This is a genomic window from Maribacter luteus (assembly GCF_009674825.1).
Classification (GTDB): Bacteria; Bacteroidota; Bacteroidia; order Flavobacteriales; family Flavobacteriaceae; genus Maribacter_A; species Maribacter_A luteus.
This window is the reverse complement of record NZ_WKJH01000024.1, coordinates 349,794-367,950: the sequence shown is the minus strand read 5'-3', so window position 1 is coordinate 367,950 and position 18,157 is coordinate 349,794. Positions and strand designations below refer to the sequence as shown.

14 protein-coding genes are annotated in these 18,157 nt (G+C 37.2%); 1 reads left to right on the top strand and 13 read right to left on the bottom strand.

Features of this window, described 5'->3' with window-relative positions:
• Positions 1–84: 84 nt before the first annotated feature.
• From GJ691_RS15425 to ggt, 12 genes are all read right to left on the bottom strand, one after another.
• Positions 85–1,923, bottom strand: a complete 1,839-nt coding sequence (locus GJ691_RS15425; protein WP_154368450.1) for a hypothetical protein — start codon at positions 1,921–1,923, stop codon at positions 85–87.
• A gap of 158 nt (positions 1,924–2,081) precedes the next feature.
• The gene (locus GJ691_RS15420; RefSeq protein ID WP_154368448.1) at positions 2,082–6,143 is read right to left on the bottom strand and encodes a hybrid sensor histidine kinase/response regulator transcription factor; all 4,062 of its coding nucleotides are present in this window, start codon (positions 6,141–6,143) and stop codon (positions 2,082–2,084) included.
• A gap of 473 nt (positions 6,144–6,616) precedes the next feature.
• On the bottom strand, positions 6,617–6,883 hold the full coding sequence (locus GJ691_RS15415) for a putative signal transducing protein (protein WP_246200199.1): 267 nt from the start codon (positions 6,881–6,883) through the stop codon (positions 6,617–6,619).
• 121 nt (positions 6,884–7,004) lie between these two features.
• Complete coding sequence (locus GJ691_RS15410; protein WP_154368446.1) at positions 7,005–8,240, bottom strand: sensor histidine kinase; 1,236 nt, start codon at positions 8,238–8,240, stop codon at positions 7,005–7,007.
• 284 nt (positions 8,241–8,524) lie between these two features.
• Positions 8,525–8,959, bottom strand: coding sequence for a PaaI family thioesterase (locus GJ691_RS15405; RefSeq protein ID WP_154368444.1), 435 nt, complete (start codon positions 8,957–8,959; stop codon positions 8,525–8,527).
• A 43-nt stretch (positions 8,960–9,002) separates the two neighbouring features.
• Positions 9,003–9,692 carry a helix-turn-helix transcriptional regulator gene (locus GJ691_RS15400; RefSeq protein WP_154368442.1) on the bottom strand — a complete coding sequence of 230 codons (690 nt, stop codon included), beginning with the start codon at positions 9,690–9,692 and terminating at the stop codon, positions 9,003–9,005.
• A 51-nt stretch (positions 9,693–9,743) separates the two neighbouring features.
• Positions 9,744–10,115 carry a VOC family protein gene (locus GJ691_RS15395; protein ID WP_154368440.1) on the bottom strand — a complete coding sequence of 124 codons (372 nt, stop codon included), beginning with the start codon at positions 10,113–10,115 and terminating at the stop codon, positions 9,744–9,746.
• A 164-nt stretch (positions 10,116–10,279) separates the two neighbouring features.
• Entirely contained in the window at positions 10,280–11,296 is a 1,017-nt protein-coding gene (locus GJ691_RS15390) for a sugar phosphate isomerase/epimerase family protein (protein WP_154368438.1), read from the bottom strand.
• 279 nt (positions 11,297–11,575) lie between these two features.
• Positions 11,576–12,040 carry an OsmC family protein gene (locus GJ691_RS15385; RefSeq protein WP_154368436.1) on the bottom strand — a complete coding sequence of 155 codons (465 nt, stop codon included), beginning with the start codon at positions 12,038–12,040 and terminating at the stop codon, positions 11,576–11,578.
• A 147-nt stretch (positions 12,041–12,187) separates the two neighbouring features.
• Entirely contained in the window at positions 12,188–12,883 is a 696-nt protein-coding gene (locus GJ691_RS15380; RefSeq protein WP_154368434.1) for a Crp/Fnr family transcriptional regulator, read from the bottom strand.
• A gap of 705 nt (positions 12,884–13,588) precedes the next feature.
• A complete protein-coding gene (locus GJ691_RS15375; protein WP_154368432.1) occupies positions 13,589–14,284 on the bottom strand; it encodes an aspartate/glutamate racemase family protein in 696 nt (231 codons plus the stop codon).
• Positions 14,285–14,386: 102 nt separating this feature from the next.
• Positions 14,387–16,075: a gamma-glutamyltransferase gene (gene ggt / locus GJ691_RS15370; protein WP_154368430.1), complete on the bottom strand. Its 1,689-nt coding sequence runs from the start codon at positions 16,073–16,075 to the stop codon at positions 14,387–14,389.
• A gap of 262 nt (positions 16,076–16,337) precedes the next feature.
• On the opposite strand from ggt, the gene GJ691_RS15365 reads away from it, so the two are divergent.
• Positions 16,338–16,814, top strand: coding sequence for a hypothetical protein (locus GJ691_RS15365; protein ID WP_154368428.1), 477 nt, complete (start codon positions 16,338–16,340; stop codon positions 16,812–16,814).
• 8 nt (positions 16,815–16,822) lie between these two features.
• Here the strand turns inward: GJ691_RS15365 and GJ691_RS15360 are convergent, their stop codons facing one another.
• Positions 16,823–18,154 carry a DUF58 domain-containing protein gene (locus GJ691_RS15360; protein WP_154368426.1) on the bottom strand — a complete coding sequence of 444 codons (1,332 nt, stop codon included), beginning with the start codon at positions 18,152–18,154 and terminating at the stop codon, positions 16,823–16,825.
• Positions 18,155–18,157: the final 3 nt, after the last annotated feature.

Sequence of the window (18,157 nt, the reverse complement as noted above, 5' to 3'; positions counted from 1 at the left end):
GTTGTGAAACAATTATAAGAACATACTCCGTGTATCTCTTGAACTATTCTTGCAAAACCTAGGAGTATTATTGAATAGACTATTTTAGTTACAACCCTCTCCTGTATCTGTTAAAATGGTTAGTATACCACCATTAGATATTTGCAGATCACAAACCTCTTGTGGTATACTTGTCATGGGGTTGTTGGTTATACTTAGTAAGGCTAAATTGTTTAGCTGTCCTAACTCTGGCGCAACTGTATTAAGTTGGTTACTGGCAGCAGTTATAACTACTAAGGAACTTATAGCGCCTAGTTCAGCAGGTAGATTGTCTAAATTGTTACTATTTACATTAAAGTTTTCTAATCTTGATAAAGCCGAAATATTTTCTGGTATTCTAGTAAGTTTTTTATTATTCATGGTAATACCCTTTATATCGCCATTAGAATGGAACGAGACTTCAGGAAAATTATCTACCCCCCAACCTAAAGTATTACCAGGGTTAGCGCTATATATACTGATAAGGGCGTCTTTTTGGGAATTTCCCAGTTCAATACCGGCATCAAGTGAAAGCTCCATACTGGTATTGTTCCAGGTCAATAAATTGAGTATTGCAATTGGAATTGTCCTTAAGTTGTTTCTTACAATATTTAAAATTTCCAAATTAATAAGAAAGCCGATCTCAGGTGGCAGTTCTGAAAGCTGGTTATCTCTTAAAGTTAACCATGCTAAATTGGTCAGTAGCCCAATCTCCTTAGGCAGAGAAGTAAGTTGATTTTTCGATAAATCTAAACTTACTAATCCTATTAATTTCCATATTTCTGGAGGTACCGAAGTAAATTGGTTATCACCTAATCCCAGGTCTTTTAAGTTGGTCAATTGTGCCAGTTCAGGAGGCAGTTCAGTAAGTTCGTTTTGATTTAAAACCAAAGATGATAAATCTATCAATTGCCCGATTTCTGCAGGTATTGCCGTAAGTAGATTATCACCTAAATGAAGGCGTGTTAAATTGGTCAATTGTCCTATTTCTTTTGGAATTGAAGTAAGTTGGTTTTCTGCTATATTCAAATCTTCTAAATCTATCAATTGCCCTATTTCTGGGGGTATTGAAATTAGGTTAGCGTCCAATCTGAGTTTTATAATTTTCCCTTCCGTATTTGTGGTAACACCATTCAAAGCATCTAAATCTGCCGTGTTTTGTAGATTCCAGGACAATGTATTGCCAGGGTTGGTATCTAAAATGGCCTGTAATATTTGTCGTTGGGTTAAAAGTGCGGTTATGGTTACATTGTATACCGTGGTACTACCATCTTCAGCAGTTACTGTGTATTCAAGAGGCCCAGTGAAATTTTGTGCAGCGGTAAGGTCTATGGTTGCCAGCTCTGATAGTTGCACTTCGGGTAAGAGGCCAGAGAGGTCGGTGCTCGGTGGCATTGCTGCGGTGATGGTCTTGTTTTCTTCATCTATGGTGGCCACTACATTCACGTCAATTGGGTTATTGGTCAAGAGAAATACAAAGCTGGTTATCTGTTTCGCACTACTCTTACTGCTAGTGCTGATGGAATAACTTCTTGTTGTACCGTCTTCAGCCGTAACCGTATAAGTAACGGCATCTGTAAAATCCTGTATTCCTTTTGGATTGATAGTTGCTTTTGGAGAAACTATAATAGACGGTGTCAAAGCGGTTACCGGAGTATCACTAGGTAAGTTAACCGTAATGGTGTTAGATGTTATATTGATGTTGGCACTAACATCGGTTTCTATATCGGTATTTTGACTGGCTAAAAATGTAAAGCTTATGAGTTCATTCTCTGCACTTTTTATAATTTCTTGAGTTGCAGGCGCATCATCTTTACTGCAGCCAGCCATTAAAAGTACCAATAAACAATAAATGAATACGTTGGTTTTGTACGTACGTTTCCAAAATAAAATGATTGTTTTCATAACCCCAGTTTTAATGTTAGGGCTAATGTATTGTGGTATGGTTTATAAGGCTTGAACCATTTTTTCAATCACATGTAGTAATTATGAATCGGGAAGAATAACCTTGTACCATTATTGCATAACAATACATTGTTGGATTATAATAAGCTTATAATCAGTTATTTATGTATGTCGCTAGGAGAGGAGCCAAATTCTTCCTTAAAAGCCCTGCTAAACCAGGAAGGATCGTTAAAACCTACTTCATAAGCAATTTCAGAGATTGTTTTTTGTGTAGTTTGGATGAGCTCTTTCGCTTTCTGTAGACGAACAGAACGAATGAATATCGCGGTGGATTTATCCGTAATCGATTTTAGTTTCCTGTAGATTTGAGATTCACTAAAATGCAGTTCTTTGGCCAATTGTGTTGGGCCAAATTGGCCATCGTCCAAATTATTGTGAATTACTTTGATGGCCTCCTTTAAAAATTTGGTCTGTGGGTTTTCAACTTTTTCTTTTAACAAAGAAGCCAATCCATTTTTCTCCAGTTTGCCGATCAATTTTTTACGTACCAGAATCAATTGATCCAAGCGAGTGAATAACTCCTCTTTAATAAAGGGTTTTGCCAAATATGCATCTGCTCCATGGGTAAGGCCCGTAAGTCTATCTTTTGTGGTGACCTTAGCGGTAAGCAGTATGATGGGGATATGGTCTGTACGTTCATCGGATTTCAATGTTGCACAGACTTCTAGCCCGTCTTTACCCGGCATCATTACATCGGAAATTATAATATCTGGCATATGCTCAAAGGCCATCTTTATACCCTCTTCACCATTTAAAGCGTGTTTGGTTTGGTACTTTTCCTTGAGACAGGTTTCCAAATAATGGGCCACATCCACATTGTCCTCAATAATCAAAACCAATGGTAAGTTGGTCGCTTCTTTCTGAAGTGGTATTTGTTCTTTTTTCAAGATTGGGGTAACGGCTTTGGTCGGCGGTTCAACCGTAACTTTGGAGTCAGCAGTTTTCACTGCTTTATTGGTAACGGGCAATTGCACTATAAAGGTGCTTCCTTTTCCCAAGGTACTCTCAACTGCTATGGTACCATTCATCAATTCAACAAATTCCTTTGCCAGTGAAAGACCTATCCCTGTGCCTGGTTGTTTTGTAGACGACTCATTGTCAACTTGATAAAAACGATCAAAAAGATGTGCAATATCCTCTTTCGCAAGACCTAGACCATTGTCCTGTACTTTTATTGAGAATAGGATTTTATCTGCCTCGGTAACTCTATTTAAATGAACTATTATTTTACCGTTGGTAGAGGTGAATTTTATAGCATTGGAAAGTAAATTGGCAATAATGGAAGCGACTTTGTTCACATCAATATCCATCTCCAGAGTTTCGATTTCGGAATAAACGGTCAAGTTTATTTTCTTTGATTCAGCTAAGGAATGGAAACTTTCACTTAAATATTTTACAAAAGGAACAACATCGGTCTGTACCAATTTTAATTCCATAGAACCACTCTCTACCTTGGCCAAATCCAATAGTTCATTCACTAACTGTAGCAAGTTCTTACCATTGCGACGGATCATTTCCAAGGCGGTGTCCGCACCATCAAAACTCTTGTGCTGTACATTGGTTTTGAGGGTTTCGGCCATTCCAAGAATTACGGTTAAAGGTGTTCGGAATTCATGCGTGATATTAGAATATAACTTGGTTTTTGATTCATTAAGTTCAACTAATTGTTCTGTTTGTTGATTTAAAAGCTCATTTTTATGTCGTATCTCGGTAGTACGTGCTGCGACCAAATTTTCCAGATTTTCATTTTGCCGCTGCAATTCCTTAGATCGCCAATTTATAAGCAACGATACCAATGCAATTGCCCCAAGACCATAGATTAAATAAGCCCACCAGCTTCGGTGCCAAGGAGGTAAAACGGTAAATGAATAGGTGTCTTCATTACCTATTTTATCAAATATGTTTTTTGACCTTACTCTAAAGGTGAAGTTTCCTTCAGGTAAATTGGTGTAATCTTTTTTGGTTTGTGAGGTCCAAGCTGACCACTCATTATCGAAACCTTCAAGAATTGTTTGATAGGAATTGGTTTCAGATTTAACAAAGAAAGGAAGGGCGTATTCAAACTTAAGGTTGTTGGTTTTAAAAGGAATTTCAATTTCTTTGTTTTTATTGAGGTTTGTACCGGCGTAAATCAAAGAATCGTTGTTTATCCATATCTTTCGCAATTTGGTACTTAGGTTTTTTTTGTATGTTCTTTCTTTATTTTGGTTATAGAGCAGAACTCCTTTTGGCCCCGTAAAAAGCACAATATCTTCCAAAAACTCCATACTGTAAGTTGAAAAGTCCTTGAATATTTTGTACTCATTTAATTCTGTTAACTGGTTTTCAGAAAGTTTATATATTTTATTTTCAAATCCGGCCCTAACGGTCTGCCAAATAGCACCTCTTTTGTCTAACCCCATAAAACCAAAGGCATCAACACTACTATGATATTGTTTGGTTAGCAAAGAATCCATTTCAAAAGATTGATTTTCTTTATTGAAAAAATACATTCCCTCCTGTGTTGTAACAAAAGTTTTATCATTGAATTGATATGGAAAGTTATAGGTCAAAGTTGGAAGACCGGAGAGGGTATCATATTTTTTTAAATAGAATTCCGTAACACTATCTTCGTGCTTTAACTTTGCATGATAAAGGCCTTTAAAATAGGTTTGTAGCCAAAGGTTGCCATTTTTTTCTTCAACAATTCCTTCTATTCCGCCGTCAATTTCAAGAATTGGTTTTACTGACCATTTCTTATTCAAAAAAGAACATTCAAATAGTTTACCTTGAAGCGTACCTGCATACATCTTTGTTGGGTCAACCTGGGAAAGAACTAATGAGGTTAGGGCCCAGTCCTGCAATTTTAAGAGATGCGCCTTACCTTTACCGTCTATGGTATATATATGTTCTGAATCAAAAGCCAGTAATTCATTATTATAGGGAACGATATACTTAATGCTCCTCTTAAACCCATCGATTTTTTTAAAATGAGGTTCATTGTTATTTCCAGTCAGCACCAATTGATGGAGCCCCTTACTATCGACTAAAAACTTGTTGTTATGGTAGCTTACCGATCTAACTCTTTCATTCAATCCGTTAAATGAGTTGAAACTTCGAAAAGGAGAAGACCAATCAATTCTAGATAACCCGTTGTCACTTCCAACCCAAATAGCTCCAGAACTATCTTGAAATACCGAGAATAAAACATCACTGATTAATCCTTCTTTTTTTCCTAATCTTTTCTTGATTACTCCATCGTTTTTATCAACTATATACAGTCCCGAAGTTGTGGTAGCAAAGGCGTAATCTCCGTTAGATAAGGTAAACGCCTTATAAATTCTATGTTTAGAAAAGACTTCATTGCTTTCTTTGTTAAATGGAATTAAATTATTCCCATTAAATAAAAGAAGACCATCACTAGCGGTAGCAAAAAGAATATTGTTAGCGTCATTTGGTAGCATTACATCAATTTTGGATGTATTATTTTTAAGGATATCCCCGTTTGAAATCAATTCCAGTGATTCCCCATTAATCTTATGAATTCCAACTCCTTTACTTTCTATATATAATGTGTTGTTAATATTAAAGGCAAACCCGAATTTTTCTTTAGATTCCCAAATTTTAAACTTTTCACCATTCCATCTGAAAAGATACTTATCGCTTGTGAAATATGTATTACCGTTAAACACCAAGGTGGTCCAAACATCCTCAAAGTTTTGATATTCTTGGGGGATGTTTTCCACGAGTGAATGTACTTGCATTTCTCCAATGTCATTGGGTTGTAAATAACCAAGTTCATGAACCCCACCATAATATATCTTTTCTTTTTCTCCTTGTGCCAGCGACCTTACAAGACTTCCGTTTTTCAACTTATAGCTATCCCAAGTGCTCCCATCAAACTGGAGTATGCCTGATGTGTTTCCCGCATAAATGAAACCGTTGCTACCTTCTGTAAAACCCCAATTTTGGGGACTGCTTTTGTAGTCATCTGAGGTATAGTTTTTTATATATGGTAGGCCCTCCTCCCAGATTTGATTTGGTGTGAATTTTGATTTGGAGATTTGTTTATCCTGTGATATTACATCCGTAATACTACTAATCGTAAAAAGGAGTAGAAGTAACAATTGTCCAACTTGACTTTTGAAGTAAAACACTCTTGAATTTTTACTTTTCTCCATTTATAAGTTGGTGATTGGATTCGAATAAGTCGTGAAAGCACGGGATTGCGGAAATAATTAGCATAGAGACTAATTTAACACTCTGGTTTTTTGATGACTGTTAATATGTGTAGTTTGGATTAAACCTAATTTGAATCGTAATATTTTCTGTGTGAATGGTAAGTGGCAAATAAAGAAATTAGTTCTCTCTTTTCTTGCCATTTATTCAATTTCATTGAAATAATTCATGATGATTTATAGAATTGAAGAATCGGAACTACCTAAATATTGATACGTATCAATTATTCTAGGTTTTTATGTACTTTATAGGAATAATAGAGAAAGCAAGAGTGGTACAGTTCTCTTATAAATAGATGTTATTTAATGTTTAAATGAATAGAATATGAAACAATAATATTTCTATCCCCTTTAACATTCAATACGATTATGATTTAAAAGAGCAATTCTATTTAAATAATGTTTTGGTAGTTATATTATGTTGTTTGAACAACTGCATTTGCTTTTTCAACTTCCTCCTTATGCACATAGACATCCACTTGCCCCAACATAGAGGATGCAAAACCGGCCAACCTTGCAGATTCAGCTTCGTCTTTTAAGATGGCCTCTATTCCCATACCGTGTAATTGACTTACAATTTGCTGTGCAACAAAGGATTCCCCGGTGTAAATTTTTTTATAATTTGTTTTCATGGTTATGGCATTAAGTACTTTGAAGATACCACTAATTTCTATCTTTTTCAATTCTTTTACGTAAATAGTAAAAGAGGGAGTCACTGGGGAAAAAAGAGAATAAAGCAATTTTGGAAACAAAAAACCATAACGGTTTCGTTATGGTTTTTATTGATTTTTAGGTTTTTGTAAACTAGGCCATTTTTAATTTCCCTGCTTCGTTTTCCACACTTTTAAGTTTAAAATGAAAGGTTGCACCTGTTCCCGGGTCCGATTCAAGATATATGGATCCGCCCATTTTCTCAACGATTTTTTTCACGGTTGCCAGTCCTATGCCATTTCCCTTTTCACCGAATTTATCTGTTGGGGTCAATATTTTATATATTTCAAATACCTTCTCTTGGTTTTTTATTGGAATTCCTGGGCCATTGTCCTTTACTGAAAATTCATAAAAATCTTGATTCTTATCAATTTTAATATTGATTTCTACCTCGTTTTTATCATTGTATTTGATGGCATTGGAAACAAGATTTATCAGAATCTGGTTCAAAGCTGTTCTATTGGTATTAATACGTTCTAGAGGGGTTTCTATTTTTAATTTTAGCGAATTGTCAAAAGAAAAAAGTCCGCTGATATCTTCCTGTAGTGCCTCGATTTCAAAAGTTGTCTGTTCTTCTTTGAGGACCGAATCACTTTTACTGTAATCCAATAGTCCATCTATAAGACCTTTCAGTTTTTTTGTTGACGATTTAATGAATCCCAACATTTTTTTGCCATCTTCATCAAAACTCGAATGGTAGTATTCCGAGAAGATTTCAGCGGTGGAGTTTATGGCATTTAATGGGGATTTTAAATCATGGGCCGCGATATAGGCAAAACGTTCCAATTCGATATTCTTTTCTTCGAGCGAGGCAATGGTCTTGTTCAATTGTATTTTACTTTTCCTTAATTTAAGGAGGTTCATCACTTGTTTTGCAAGTGCTTTGAGCGAGGTGATTTGACTTTGACTCAGTAATTTTGGTTTGTGATCTATAACACAGAGGGTTCCCAAAGGAAGTCCATTTTCGGTAGAAAGGGGTATGCCTGCATAAAAAATCACCCTAGGATCTCCGGTAACCAAAGGATTGTCATGAAAACGCTCATCGGTTCTTGAATCTTGGACTATGAGAATATCTTCTTCCGAATTTATGGCATGTGCGCAGAAAGCATATTCTTTTGGGGTCTCAGATGCATCAATACCATGATGCGATTTAAACCATTGCCTTTTGTTGTCCAATAAACTAACCAAACTAATGGGAGTGCCACAAATTTCTGCGGCAATTGCCGTTAAGTTATCATAATCCTCTTCAGGTAAGGTATCCAAAATGGAATAAGATTCTAGGGAGGCCAATCGTTCTTTTTCTTTGGAATGGTCTTCTGGTTGTATCATTGGGGGATCGGTATGTTATTATGATGTATACTTTTCAACGTAAGAATAAGCTTACTTCTGGGATAAACGTTCTTTTTCGCTATATAGTATTTGTAAATACTTAAATAATAGCACTTAAAATTACAAAAAAATCACAAACAGGACTTTTTTGCTAGGCGAACGATAGGAAAAGGTGTCTTTTGTTTGAAATTTATTAAATAATGGGTGTTTTTTCGGCTTTATGAAAAGCTATAAATGAGGGAAGGAGTTAGAAACGGGTCATGTCAATGTTAGGTACGGTATATTTATATCTCTATTTTGGTTTTTATCAGGTTTGAATGACCCTTAGCGATCATTCTGGTTTTATCTGCATTCCAAACTTCACATTCCGCATTTATGATCTGTTGGCCTTTTTTAATGATCTTGGTTTTGGATATAATCGTATCACCTGCTTTGGCCCGACTAAAATAATCTACTGATAGGCTTACGGTCGTATACACATGGGTAACCCCTAAAGAGAAAACAGCAGCACCTATGGCATCATCAATGATGGCCGCCGTAGTGCCACCATGGATTATTCCTATTGGGTTGGTCATTTCCTTTCGTACCTTATATGAAAACTCAAGCTCTCCGGCATCAGCACTTATCAAAGTAGGATTCAACCATTGCATTAAGGGAGAAGGGGATTGTGAGGAGTCTTTGCCAAGGTTCGATTTAAAATATTCTAACGGTTTGTTCATATGTCAATTTTAAATATAAAGATACGATGTCAATTAAAAAAAATCACATATCATAAGGGCAAGAAGCAAAATAATCTTGAATACTGAACTTACGGTCTTCAAATTGCCCATGAAGTATTTTGAAGTGTTGAATACGGTCTACCCGAAAGGCCCTAAAATCTTTTCGTAGATGACACCAAGCGATCAATATCCATTTTTGGTAAGTAGAAAAAAGAGCGTAAGGTTCAATTTTTCTAAAAGTAATAGTGGGGTCATCGGCTTTCCGATAATTGATTTCAATATAATTAAGGTGGGTAATTGCCAATTGAATTTCAGACAATGCATTACTCGATACATTTTCATGTTGATTATTGAATACATGGATTTTATTGTGGAGTAATTCACTCTTCTCTAAGACCGAAGACCTAAAAACCGATTTGATTTTGGTCAACGCTTCTTCAAATTCGTTGATAAACGAAGAGTCGTTACTGTTTTTAACCAGATGTTGGGCCGTTATGAGGGCATTGGCCTGTTTTTCGGTGAATTGTACGGGTGCTATCGTATAACCCTCCATAAGGGTATATCCCCTGCCTTCTAAAGTTATTACCGGAATACCCGCAGCTATTAGTTTTTGAATGTCCCTATAGACGGTTCTTACGCTAATATCGAACTTTTTGGACAATTCGGTAGCTGTTAGAACCCTTCTGGATTTTAATAGGGTGAGAATACTGATAAGTCTTGATAGTTGGGTCACAAAAGTAAAGATAGTGAACCTGTATAAAATCCACTATCCACTTTTTACTGGTTAATTCCACGAGTGGAAGGCCACTCTATTCCCTTCGGTATCCAGCAATTGCGCCATATATCCGTTTTCGCCGATATCGGTCTTGGGCATGATCACTTTGCCACCAGCCGCTTCTACACGAGACAAAGGATCGCTTAAATCGTCACCGCCATTTAGATAAATGGTGATACCGTTAGCTGAAGGGGTTGCCCCTGCCATTTGAACAAGGCCTCCGCCCACACCATTATTGTCATTATCGTACGGAAACATACCATATTTTACCTCTGGCATGTGCATGTCGGTAATGTCGATTGCGAGTACTGTAGTGTAGAATTTTTTGGCCCTGTCATAATCTGTTACGGGAATCTCAAACCAATTGATTGCATTTTTCATTTTTTGTGATTTTAAAGGTTGTCTATGGCGTAAAGATAGAGGTGATTGTGACAGATATTGTCAGGGGTAAAAAAAATGAGGACATTTTTATGTCCTCCTTTTTTGTAATCCATAGCCTTCACTTAGAAATGAATGCCAAAAATGTCGTGTTGTCCGAAGCAATTTTACAATTGTGCAAAAACTTTTTCGAGAAGGGCTTTTGTGGCTTTTATTCCTTCATCTTCTGAAAGTTCAGATCCTTCATATTCTATGCCTACGTAGCCTTTGAATCCTGATTCTTTTACGATTTTCATGATTTTAAGAAAATCGGAATGAATTTCATTGCCATCCTCATCAAATTCATGCGATTTTGCGCTTACACCTTTGGCGTATGGCATAAGTTCTTTGATACCTACATAACGGTCATATTCTTTAGCACAACCTTCTGGGCCACGTTCAATACAGAAATTACCGAAATCGGGTAAAGTACCCACATTATCCATATTTATTGTTTTCATGATACCACTTAACCATGCCCCATTGGAAGAATGGCCACCATGGTTTTCTACAATAACATTGATGTCTTTGGTAGCGGCATATTTAGCCAAAGCCGTTAATCCGTTCACAGCACTTTTTGCCACTTCTTCGGGGGTACCCTCACCAGCTGCATTAACCCGGATGGAATGTGCTCCCAAGAACTTGGCGATATCTATCCATTTATAGTGCTTTTCAACAGCTGCCAATAGCTTTTCGGGATCGTCATCTCCCAGATTACCCAAGGCATCACACATAATCAACCCAACACTTACACCGGCTTCATCACATTTTTTCTTAAACTCTGTCCAATAAGCCATGTCATCTACCTTGCTAAAATAAAAGGTGTTGACCAATTCAATCGAATTTATACCATAACTTGCTGCTATAGCAGGAAATTCCATTGGGTCTTTACCTTTCAATAAATCATCTGGTGATTCCATCAAGGTTTTAGTGAAATTTTTCCAGTCAATATTTTCAGTTCCAAAAAAAGTTCTGTGCAATGACCATTGGGCCAAGGAAATTTTAAAGTCGGGCTCGGGTTCGGCCTGCACTTCAGTGGCGTTCGCCTCAGTTGGTTTGGTTTCTTTGTCTTTACATCCAAAAGTTGTTGAAAACAGAAAGATTGCGCTACATACGATCGCCAAGTTTTTTGTCTTGTTTTTCATGGTATTCCAAGGGTTTAAAATTGATTAGTTTAAGTCAGTAAAAATTAAACAGGAAGTTACGAAATTTGGTACCGTAAGGCAACGTTATCAATAACTAATTTAAGAGGGGAAATTTAAAGGTGCCGACCTCTCTATTTTTGGAATATGCAGAAAACCACAATTATGGTTAATTACCTCTTTTTAGTATCCTAGATGTACTTTCTGGCGTGATGGTTCGGTAGGGTCGGTGTTTTGTCTTTGCGCGACCCTGTTATGATTTTTTATTTCATTTGAAGCCCTTTATCCTATTGGATGGCTTTGCTGAACCAGAATCGTGGGAACCATTGTTATTTTTGATTTTATGGAATTGGAGATCAAACAGGCCGCTTCCGATTTTAGTAAGATTTTTTCAGCCTTTTCTTTATATTTTCCATCGGAGATGGTCACGGTGGGTTCCAAGATGATTTCGGTCATTAAAAACTTACCTTCGATCCGGTCCAATTTTCCTTTTGACTTACACTTAAAATCTAAAAATTCTAATTTGGAATTTTCAGCGATGGCCAAAAAGGTCGTCATTAAACAACTGTTCACCGCTGCCGTAAATAAATGTTCCGGAGACCATTTGCCCGGTATACCTTTAGGGAATTCGGGCGGGGTGGCCACTTCAACACAGTTATTCGTTTCAAGGTTCAATTCTGGGGAACACATTTCTCCCAAACGTTCCTTCTTCCAATTTACGTCTACATTAAAATAATGTGCTTCCATAGTTCGGTTTTTTAGATTTTTATATGCAGCTATGATTAATATACTGCAAGATAAAATCAAAAGCCGAACTGTTTTGTAACATTGGTCACGTTACAGAGGTTATTGATAAAATGGGATGTTTTTAGAGATGATAGTTTTAAAAAGGGCTTATCCCAATTTGCAAATCTGTGCTAAATTCTTTCGTTTTATGATTTTGACCTTTCTGCCATTTACCTTGACGATTCCTTCTTTGTTAAATTTTGAAAGGGTGTTGATCACACTTTCCTTGGAATAATCCAGCATATTTGCCAATTCAATCCTAGACATGGGCAGTTCAAATTCATCGCTTCTGAAAATGGACCTAAAATCCAACAAAATGAAAGAAAGGGCGCCATCAACATTTTTTTGGGATAAAATGGTAAGGCGATGCAATAATTGATTGCTGATGCCCGACATATGTTTAATGAGGTTCAAGGCAAAGTCGCCATTACTTTTAATGAAACGTTCAAAAACATCCATACCAATGAAACTGACTTTGGCATCTGTTAGGGCCGTCGCTGTAAAATCTATTTTTTTAAAAGCGAAACAACAGACGATCCCAATAAATGAATGTGGTTCTAAAATGGCTATGGTAGAAGGTTTGGAATCATTGAAGAGTTCCAGTTTTACAAGGCCTTCTGTTAAATAGAGTACGTTATTGGCCAAAAGACCTCTTTTAACGATATGCTCTCCAGCTTCAAAATCAATATCGGTCTTACTACTTATCAATTCTTGTTTTTCGTTCTCCGATAAAGCGTTTAAACACTCTTGGGCATTTAGGAATTCATTGTTAAGATTACTTTTTTGGGTTAAAAAATCTGGCATCGGTATAAATTGGATATTCTAGCTTTTTATTTTTTTTGGCATATGATGTAAAATTACATCATTGTGTGTTAAAAATACCATTAAATGCCAGAAGATATGATGGTTATGATCTCTTTTCCATTGGTTTATTGTGTACTACCTTTATTAAAGGAGTTGCATTAAACTTAAAAAGTATAGCCATGAAAGATTTAGCTTTAAAATCGTTGTTCTTATTATCGGTTTTCGTGATGGTCGATTACTTTATTATGATTCTCGTTGGTTGTATAAGCAATTATGCAGGATGCACAACCACCTATTTTGAATGTACTTTTTGTACCATAGGAAAATTTGTTTTTGCAATATCCGCAATTTTGTTTGTCTTTATGATGAGGCATGATTTTAAATCAATTGTGGCAAAGCCAAAATCAGACTAAAGGGTTTTTGGATTTAGAGTTCCATAGACTTTTAGTGGTTGATAGGTTTTAGTGTTTGGTTTTGGCTTTTGCTTAGCACAAATGAATATTCCTAATTGATTATCAGATCATGATGATCGATACCAGAAGTAGATTGTTAGTAGGTTGTTGAAGGATGCTGGATGCTGAATGCCAGCAAAATTAAGCCGGTTAAATAATGATAGTGAATAATGAAACGTATTCAGTGTTCAGTAATCCGAAATCAATCTAACATCAAATTATTTTTTGAAGTAAATACAAGCTGTAATTTTTCCTAAGCTTTTAAGGCAAACGCCACGGCAGCTTCGGCATGTATGCTTGTCGTGTCGAAAACCGGGATTTCAACATCATTGCGGCCGATTAATAAAGGAATTTCCGTACAGCCCAAAATAACACCTTCTGCACCTTCTTTTGCTGCCTTTTTGATTATGTTTTGGTAAGCCGATTTGGATTCGGGTAACAGCAGGCCATGTACAAGTTCTTTATAAATTACGGAATGTACGGTGGTAATATCTTCTTTACTGGGAATCACTACCTCGATTCCGAATTCATCGGTTAGTATGTTTTTAAAAAAATCTTTTTCCATTGTGAACCTCGTTCCCAATAACAACACTTTTTTTTGGCCCGATGCCTTTATGGCTTTACCAGTTTCCCTTGCTATATGTAAAAGTGGAATGGCTGTATTCTTTATGATGGCATCACTACACAAATGCATGGTATTGGCACAAATGAGGATAAGTTCAGCTTTGCCATTTTCCAGATTCTGGGCCGCATTGATCATATATTGATCCAAAGCTTCCCAATCATCTTCCATTTGAAGCTTTTCAATTTCAGCAAAATCCACCGATTCCAGTAGGCACTTGGCAGAATGGTAGCCCCCCAAGGCTTCTTTCACTTTCGTATTGATGATTTGGTAATAGACTTGTGTTGACTCCCAACTAATACCCCCGATCATTCCAATTTTCCTCATAAGTTAAAATTTGTATTAAAGGTAAGTAATATTCCGTTTTAGAATGTTCTACCTTTTTGGTAGGACATAAGTTTCGATTAGGGATATTGTCAGTTTTTAAGGTCAATATCCTGCAGCTCCACCATCAGGGCGGGAAGAATCCGAGGCACCGGTCATCACTTTTTTTTCATCGTCCCAAGTAATGCCCATTAAAGCTCCTAGATTTTCCCTGGGCTCTAAAGTGTGTCCCATGTTTTCAAGGGCCTTTTTGGTATCGGGGGAAAGCAGGTGTTTTTCATAACGGATAACATCGGGCAACCACTGATGATGTATTTTAAGGGCTTCAATGGCTTTGTTTACAGGCATATTGTACTCCAGCACATTGAATACGGTTTGGAAAACCGTATTGATTATGGTGCGCCCACCGGGGCTACCGATTACCAAATAGGGTTTGTCGTTTTTGGCTACGATGGTTGGGGTCATACTGGATAGCATTCTCTTTTCCGGTGCTACTAGATTTGGAGCCGTACCGATTTGACCGTTACTTTTTGTAATCCCGGCTTGGGGGTTAAAATCACCCATTTCATTGTTGAAGATAAAGCCCAGCTCTTCGGAACCCATTTTTGATCCGTAGCTATATTCTAAGGTGTACGTTAAGGAAACTGCATTTCCGTGTTTATCCAAAACCGAAAGGTGGGTGGTGCTTTCACCATCATATAATTGACCGAATTTAGTGGAATCACTAACTGAGGCCTTTGTCATATCGATACCATTAAAACGTTGTTTTGCGAATTCTTTTGAGATGAGTTTTTCCAAGGGCATGTCAAGGTTAAAATCGGGGTCTCCTAAATGTTCTGCCCGATCTGCGAAAGTACGTCGCATGGCTTCGGTAAGCAAATGAACGTAGGCGGTTGAGTTGAATTCAATCTCCTTGAAATCGGCTTGTTCCATTAAATTCATCATTTCGATTAAGGCTACCCCACCGGAGCTAGGTGGTGGCATTGAATATATTTTATATCCCTTATAGCTGCCTTCCATGGGCTTTCGTTCTATGGCTTCATATTTTTTAAGGTCCTTTTTTGTAATGATACCCTCGTTCTCTTTCATCCATTGTACTATTTTCTTGGCAACTTCCCCTTTATAGAAACCATCTTTCCCTTTTTCCCGAATAATTGACAACGTGTTGGCCAGTTGAGGTTGTTTCCAATTTTCGGTAGGTTGCAATACGGTGCCATTTTCATTTCTAAAATAGTTATCCATAAACCGATTGTCATTACCCTCTTTTGTAAAATACTCTGCAGCCTTGAAAAGTGACCAATTGAAGGTAAATCCGTTTGTTGCTTGATCGATAGCGGGTTGTACCAGATCCTTCCAAGGGAGTTTACCATATTTTCGGTGGGCAAGGTATAGTCCGGCAACCGTGCCGGGAACCCCGATCGCTTTTACCGTGTTGTGGTTGATTCCCTTGATAAGTTCCCCTTCTTTGTCAAGATACATGTCATTAGTTGCGGCCAATGGCGCTTTTTCCCGAAAATCTATTGTGGTTGCTTTTCCCTTTGAATCCATATAAACAATAAAACCACCGCCACCGATATTACCGGCAGATGGAAGGGTTACCGCTAGTGAGAAAGCAGTAGCGACCGCGGCATCAATGGCATTGCCTCCTTTTTGAAGAATGGCCCGGCCTACCTTACTAGATTCCATGTTCGAGGAAACCACCATGCCATTTTTTGCATAGGTCTGTGCGGAAATTAGGTTTATTGAAAATAAAAACAATAATAAATAGGGGAGTGTTCTAATGTATGAATTCATATGCTTGAATGTTTAATGTTTTTGAAGATAGAAATTTGATTTGATTTTGTTGTTTTCACTAACTTGAATAGCGTGCCTTGGTATGATTTTTTTAGAATGGAATAAAAAATCAATATAAAAATTGAGGATTAGTCAGTTGTAATGAAAAAATGGTCTTATATCGAATAACTGGGAATCCATATGGGTTTGTATATTAAATCCGGTATTTTGCGAACTTCCGAAGTGAATAGGACTTATTCATTATCGGATTGAATACTATCTTATGAAAAAGTATCTTTTTATCTTAGTGTGCATCGGTTTTAGTACGGCCATGAATGCCCAGCTAACGATTAGTGAAGACAAACCGAAACATTTTGGTGCGGGGTTCGTTATTGGGTCTGTTGGCGGCTATACGGCTCACCATATGTTCGATGGAAATCCTTATTGGATGTGGGCAGGTGCCGTGGGTAGTAGCTTGGCAGCGGGAGTTACCAAAGAAGCAATTGATAAGGCGGATTATGGGGTATGGGACAATAATGATATTGTATATACCGTACTTGGAGGGGTCGCTTCGGCCGTGGTGTTGGATCTTTTTCTGAAAAAGAGTAAGAAAAGACGTAAATACAGACCTTGTAATTGTTATGCGGAATCATACAAACCCAAGGGAAACATGAACCTGGATTTTTTTGATATCACCCTTTCCGAATCCCATGATATTACCTCTGCACTACAAGCAGAGCGTATTCTTCAACTTCCGTGAATAGTCTATTAGAGTAATCCGCGAGCCTTGATTTCAAGGTACTTGTTTATGGTATTGATGGTCAATTGCTCCGGTTTGGTTAGAATAGTCTGAATTCCATACTGTTGTAATTCTTTTTGCATCAATCTTTTTTCCAGCGAGAATTTTTCGGCAATGGTTTTATGGTAAATGGTCTGTAGGTCTTCAGCATGGGTATCAATTAACGCTTCCAATTCTGTGTTTTCAAAAAAGATGACCACCAGTACATGTTTCTTGGCTATTGCCAATAAGAACGGAAGTTGTCTTTTTAGGGCGGATATATGTTCAAAATTGGTGTATAAAAGCAATAAACTTCTATGTGTTACCTTTCGTTTCACATGGGCATAAAGCATTCCATAGTCAGAGTCAGTAAATGCAGTGGAAACATTGTACAGTTTTTCTAGAATGGTATTCAGATGCGTTATTTTTTGAACGGCAGGCACAAAAGTTTCAACATTTTTTGAAAAGGTGATCATACCCGTTTTGTCATTTCGTTTAAGGGCAACATTCGAAAAGGCCAAGGTTGAATTTATCGCATAATCCAATAATTTAAGTCCGTTAAACGGCATTTTCATGACCCTGCCCGTGTCAATAATCGAATATATGGGTTGTGATTTTTCATCCTGGTATTGGTTTACCATTAATTGGTTTTGCTTTGCCGTTGCTTTCCAATTCACGGTTCTTAGGTCATCTCCCGTAACATATTCTTTGATCTGTTCAAATTCCTGGGTATGCCCAATACGTCTTATTTTTTTGAGTCCAAACAGGGTTAAGTTATTGCTGATGGCCAAAAAGTCGTACTGCTGCATTTGAATAATGCTTGGGTAAACGGGTACCATTTGGTCTTTTTGAAAAACAAAACGTCTTTTGACGATTTTCAGGGGGGAAGAAACGTATACGTTGAGGTTGCCAAAAACATACTCACCACGATCAACCGGTCTTACGGTATACTCAAATTCTTTTTTTTCGTTTTTCAACAAAAAGGTTTTATGTTCAAAGTCGCGTTTCTGGAATTGCTGTGGCAATTCATCTATCAAAGAAATATAGGCTTTAAATGGGTAGAACGATTGAAATATGACGCTTACAGGATTTAAATCGCTGTTCGATAATTTTTGGGGTAACCGACGTTTGGCATCCACCCCTTTGGCATATGTGAAAAGCAGATATATGTCGAATAAGAACAGTCCTATTAACACCCATGTGAATACCCAGGCAATAGGATAGAGGGCGTGTATCCAAAAACTAAGCATAAAGCAAGCTGCCAGAACTGCGATATACCTAAAAAAGGTATTGTGAATGTAGAACGATTTAAGGAACTGCATAGA

Excerpts from the sequence above, each read along its gene's own strand:
- GJ691_RS15425 (WP_154368450.1), bottom strand. The coding sequence starts at position 1,923 with ATGAAAACAATCATTTTATTTTGGAAACGTACGTACAAAACCAACGTA.
- GJ691_RS15420 (WP_154368448.1), bottom strand. The coding sequence starts at position 6,143 with ATGGAGAAAAGTAAAAATTCAAGAGTGTTTTACTTCAAAAGTCAAGTT.
- GJ691_RS15410 (WP_154368446.1), bottom strand. The coding sequence starts at position 8,240 with ATGATACAACCAGAAGACCATTCCAAAGAAAAAGAACGATTGGCCTCC.
- GJ691_RS15405 (WP_154368444.1), bottom strand. The coding sequence starts at position 8,959 with ATGAACAAACCGTTAGAATATTTTAAATCGAACCTTGGCAAAGACTCC.
- GJ691_RS15395 (WP_154368440.1), bottom strand. The coding sequence starts at position 10,115 with ATGAAAAATGCAATCAATTGGTTTGAGATTCCCGTAACAGATTATGAC.
- GJ691_RS15390 (WP_154368438.1), bottom strand. The coding sequence starts at position 11,296 with ATGAAAAACAAGACAAAAAACTTGGCGATCGTATGTAGCGCAATCTTT.
- GJ691_RS15385 (WP_154368436.1), bottom strand. The coding sequence starts at position 12,040 with ATGGAAGCACATTATTTTAATGTAGACGTAAATTGGAAGAAGGAACGT.
- GJ691_RS15380 (WP_154368434.1), bottom strand. The coding sequence starts at position 12,883 with ATGCCAGATTTTTTAACCCAAAAAAGTAATCTTAACAATGAATTCCTA.
- GJ691_RS15375 (WP_154368432.1), bottom strand. The coding sequence starts at position 14,284 with ATGAGGAAAATTGGAATGATCGGGGGTATTAGTTGGGAGTCAACACAA.
- ggt (WP_154368430.1), bottom strand. The coding sequence starts at position 16,075 with ATGAATTCATACATTAGAACACTCCCCTATTTATTATTGTTTTTATTT.
- GJ691_RS15365 (WP_154368428.1), top strand. The coding sequence starts at position 16,338 with ATGAAAAAGTATCTTTTTATCTTAGTGTGCATCGGTTTTAGTACGGCC.
- GJ691_RS15360 (WP_154368426.1), bottom strand. The coding sequence starts at position 18,154 with ATGCAGTTCCTTAAATCGTTCTACATTCACAATACCTTTTTTAGGTAT.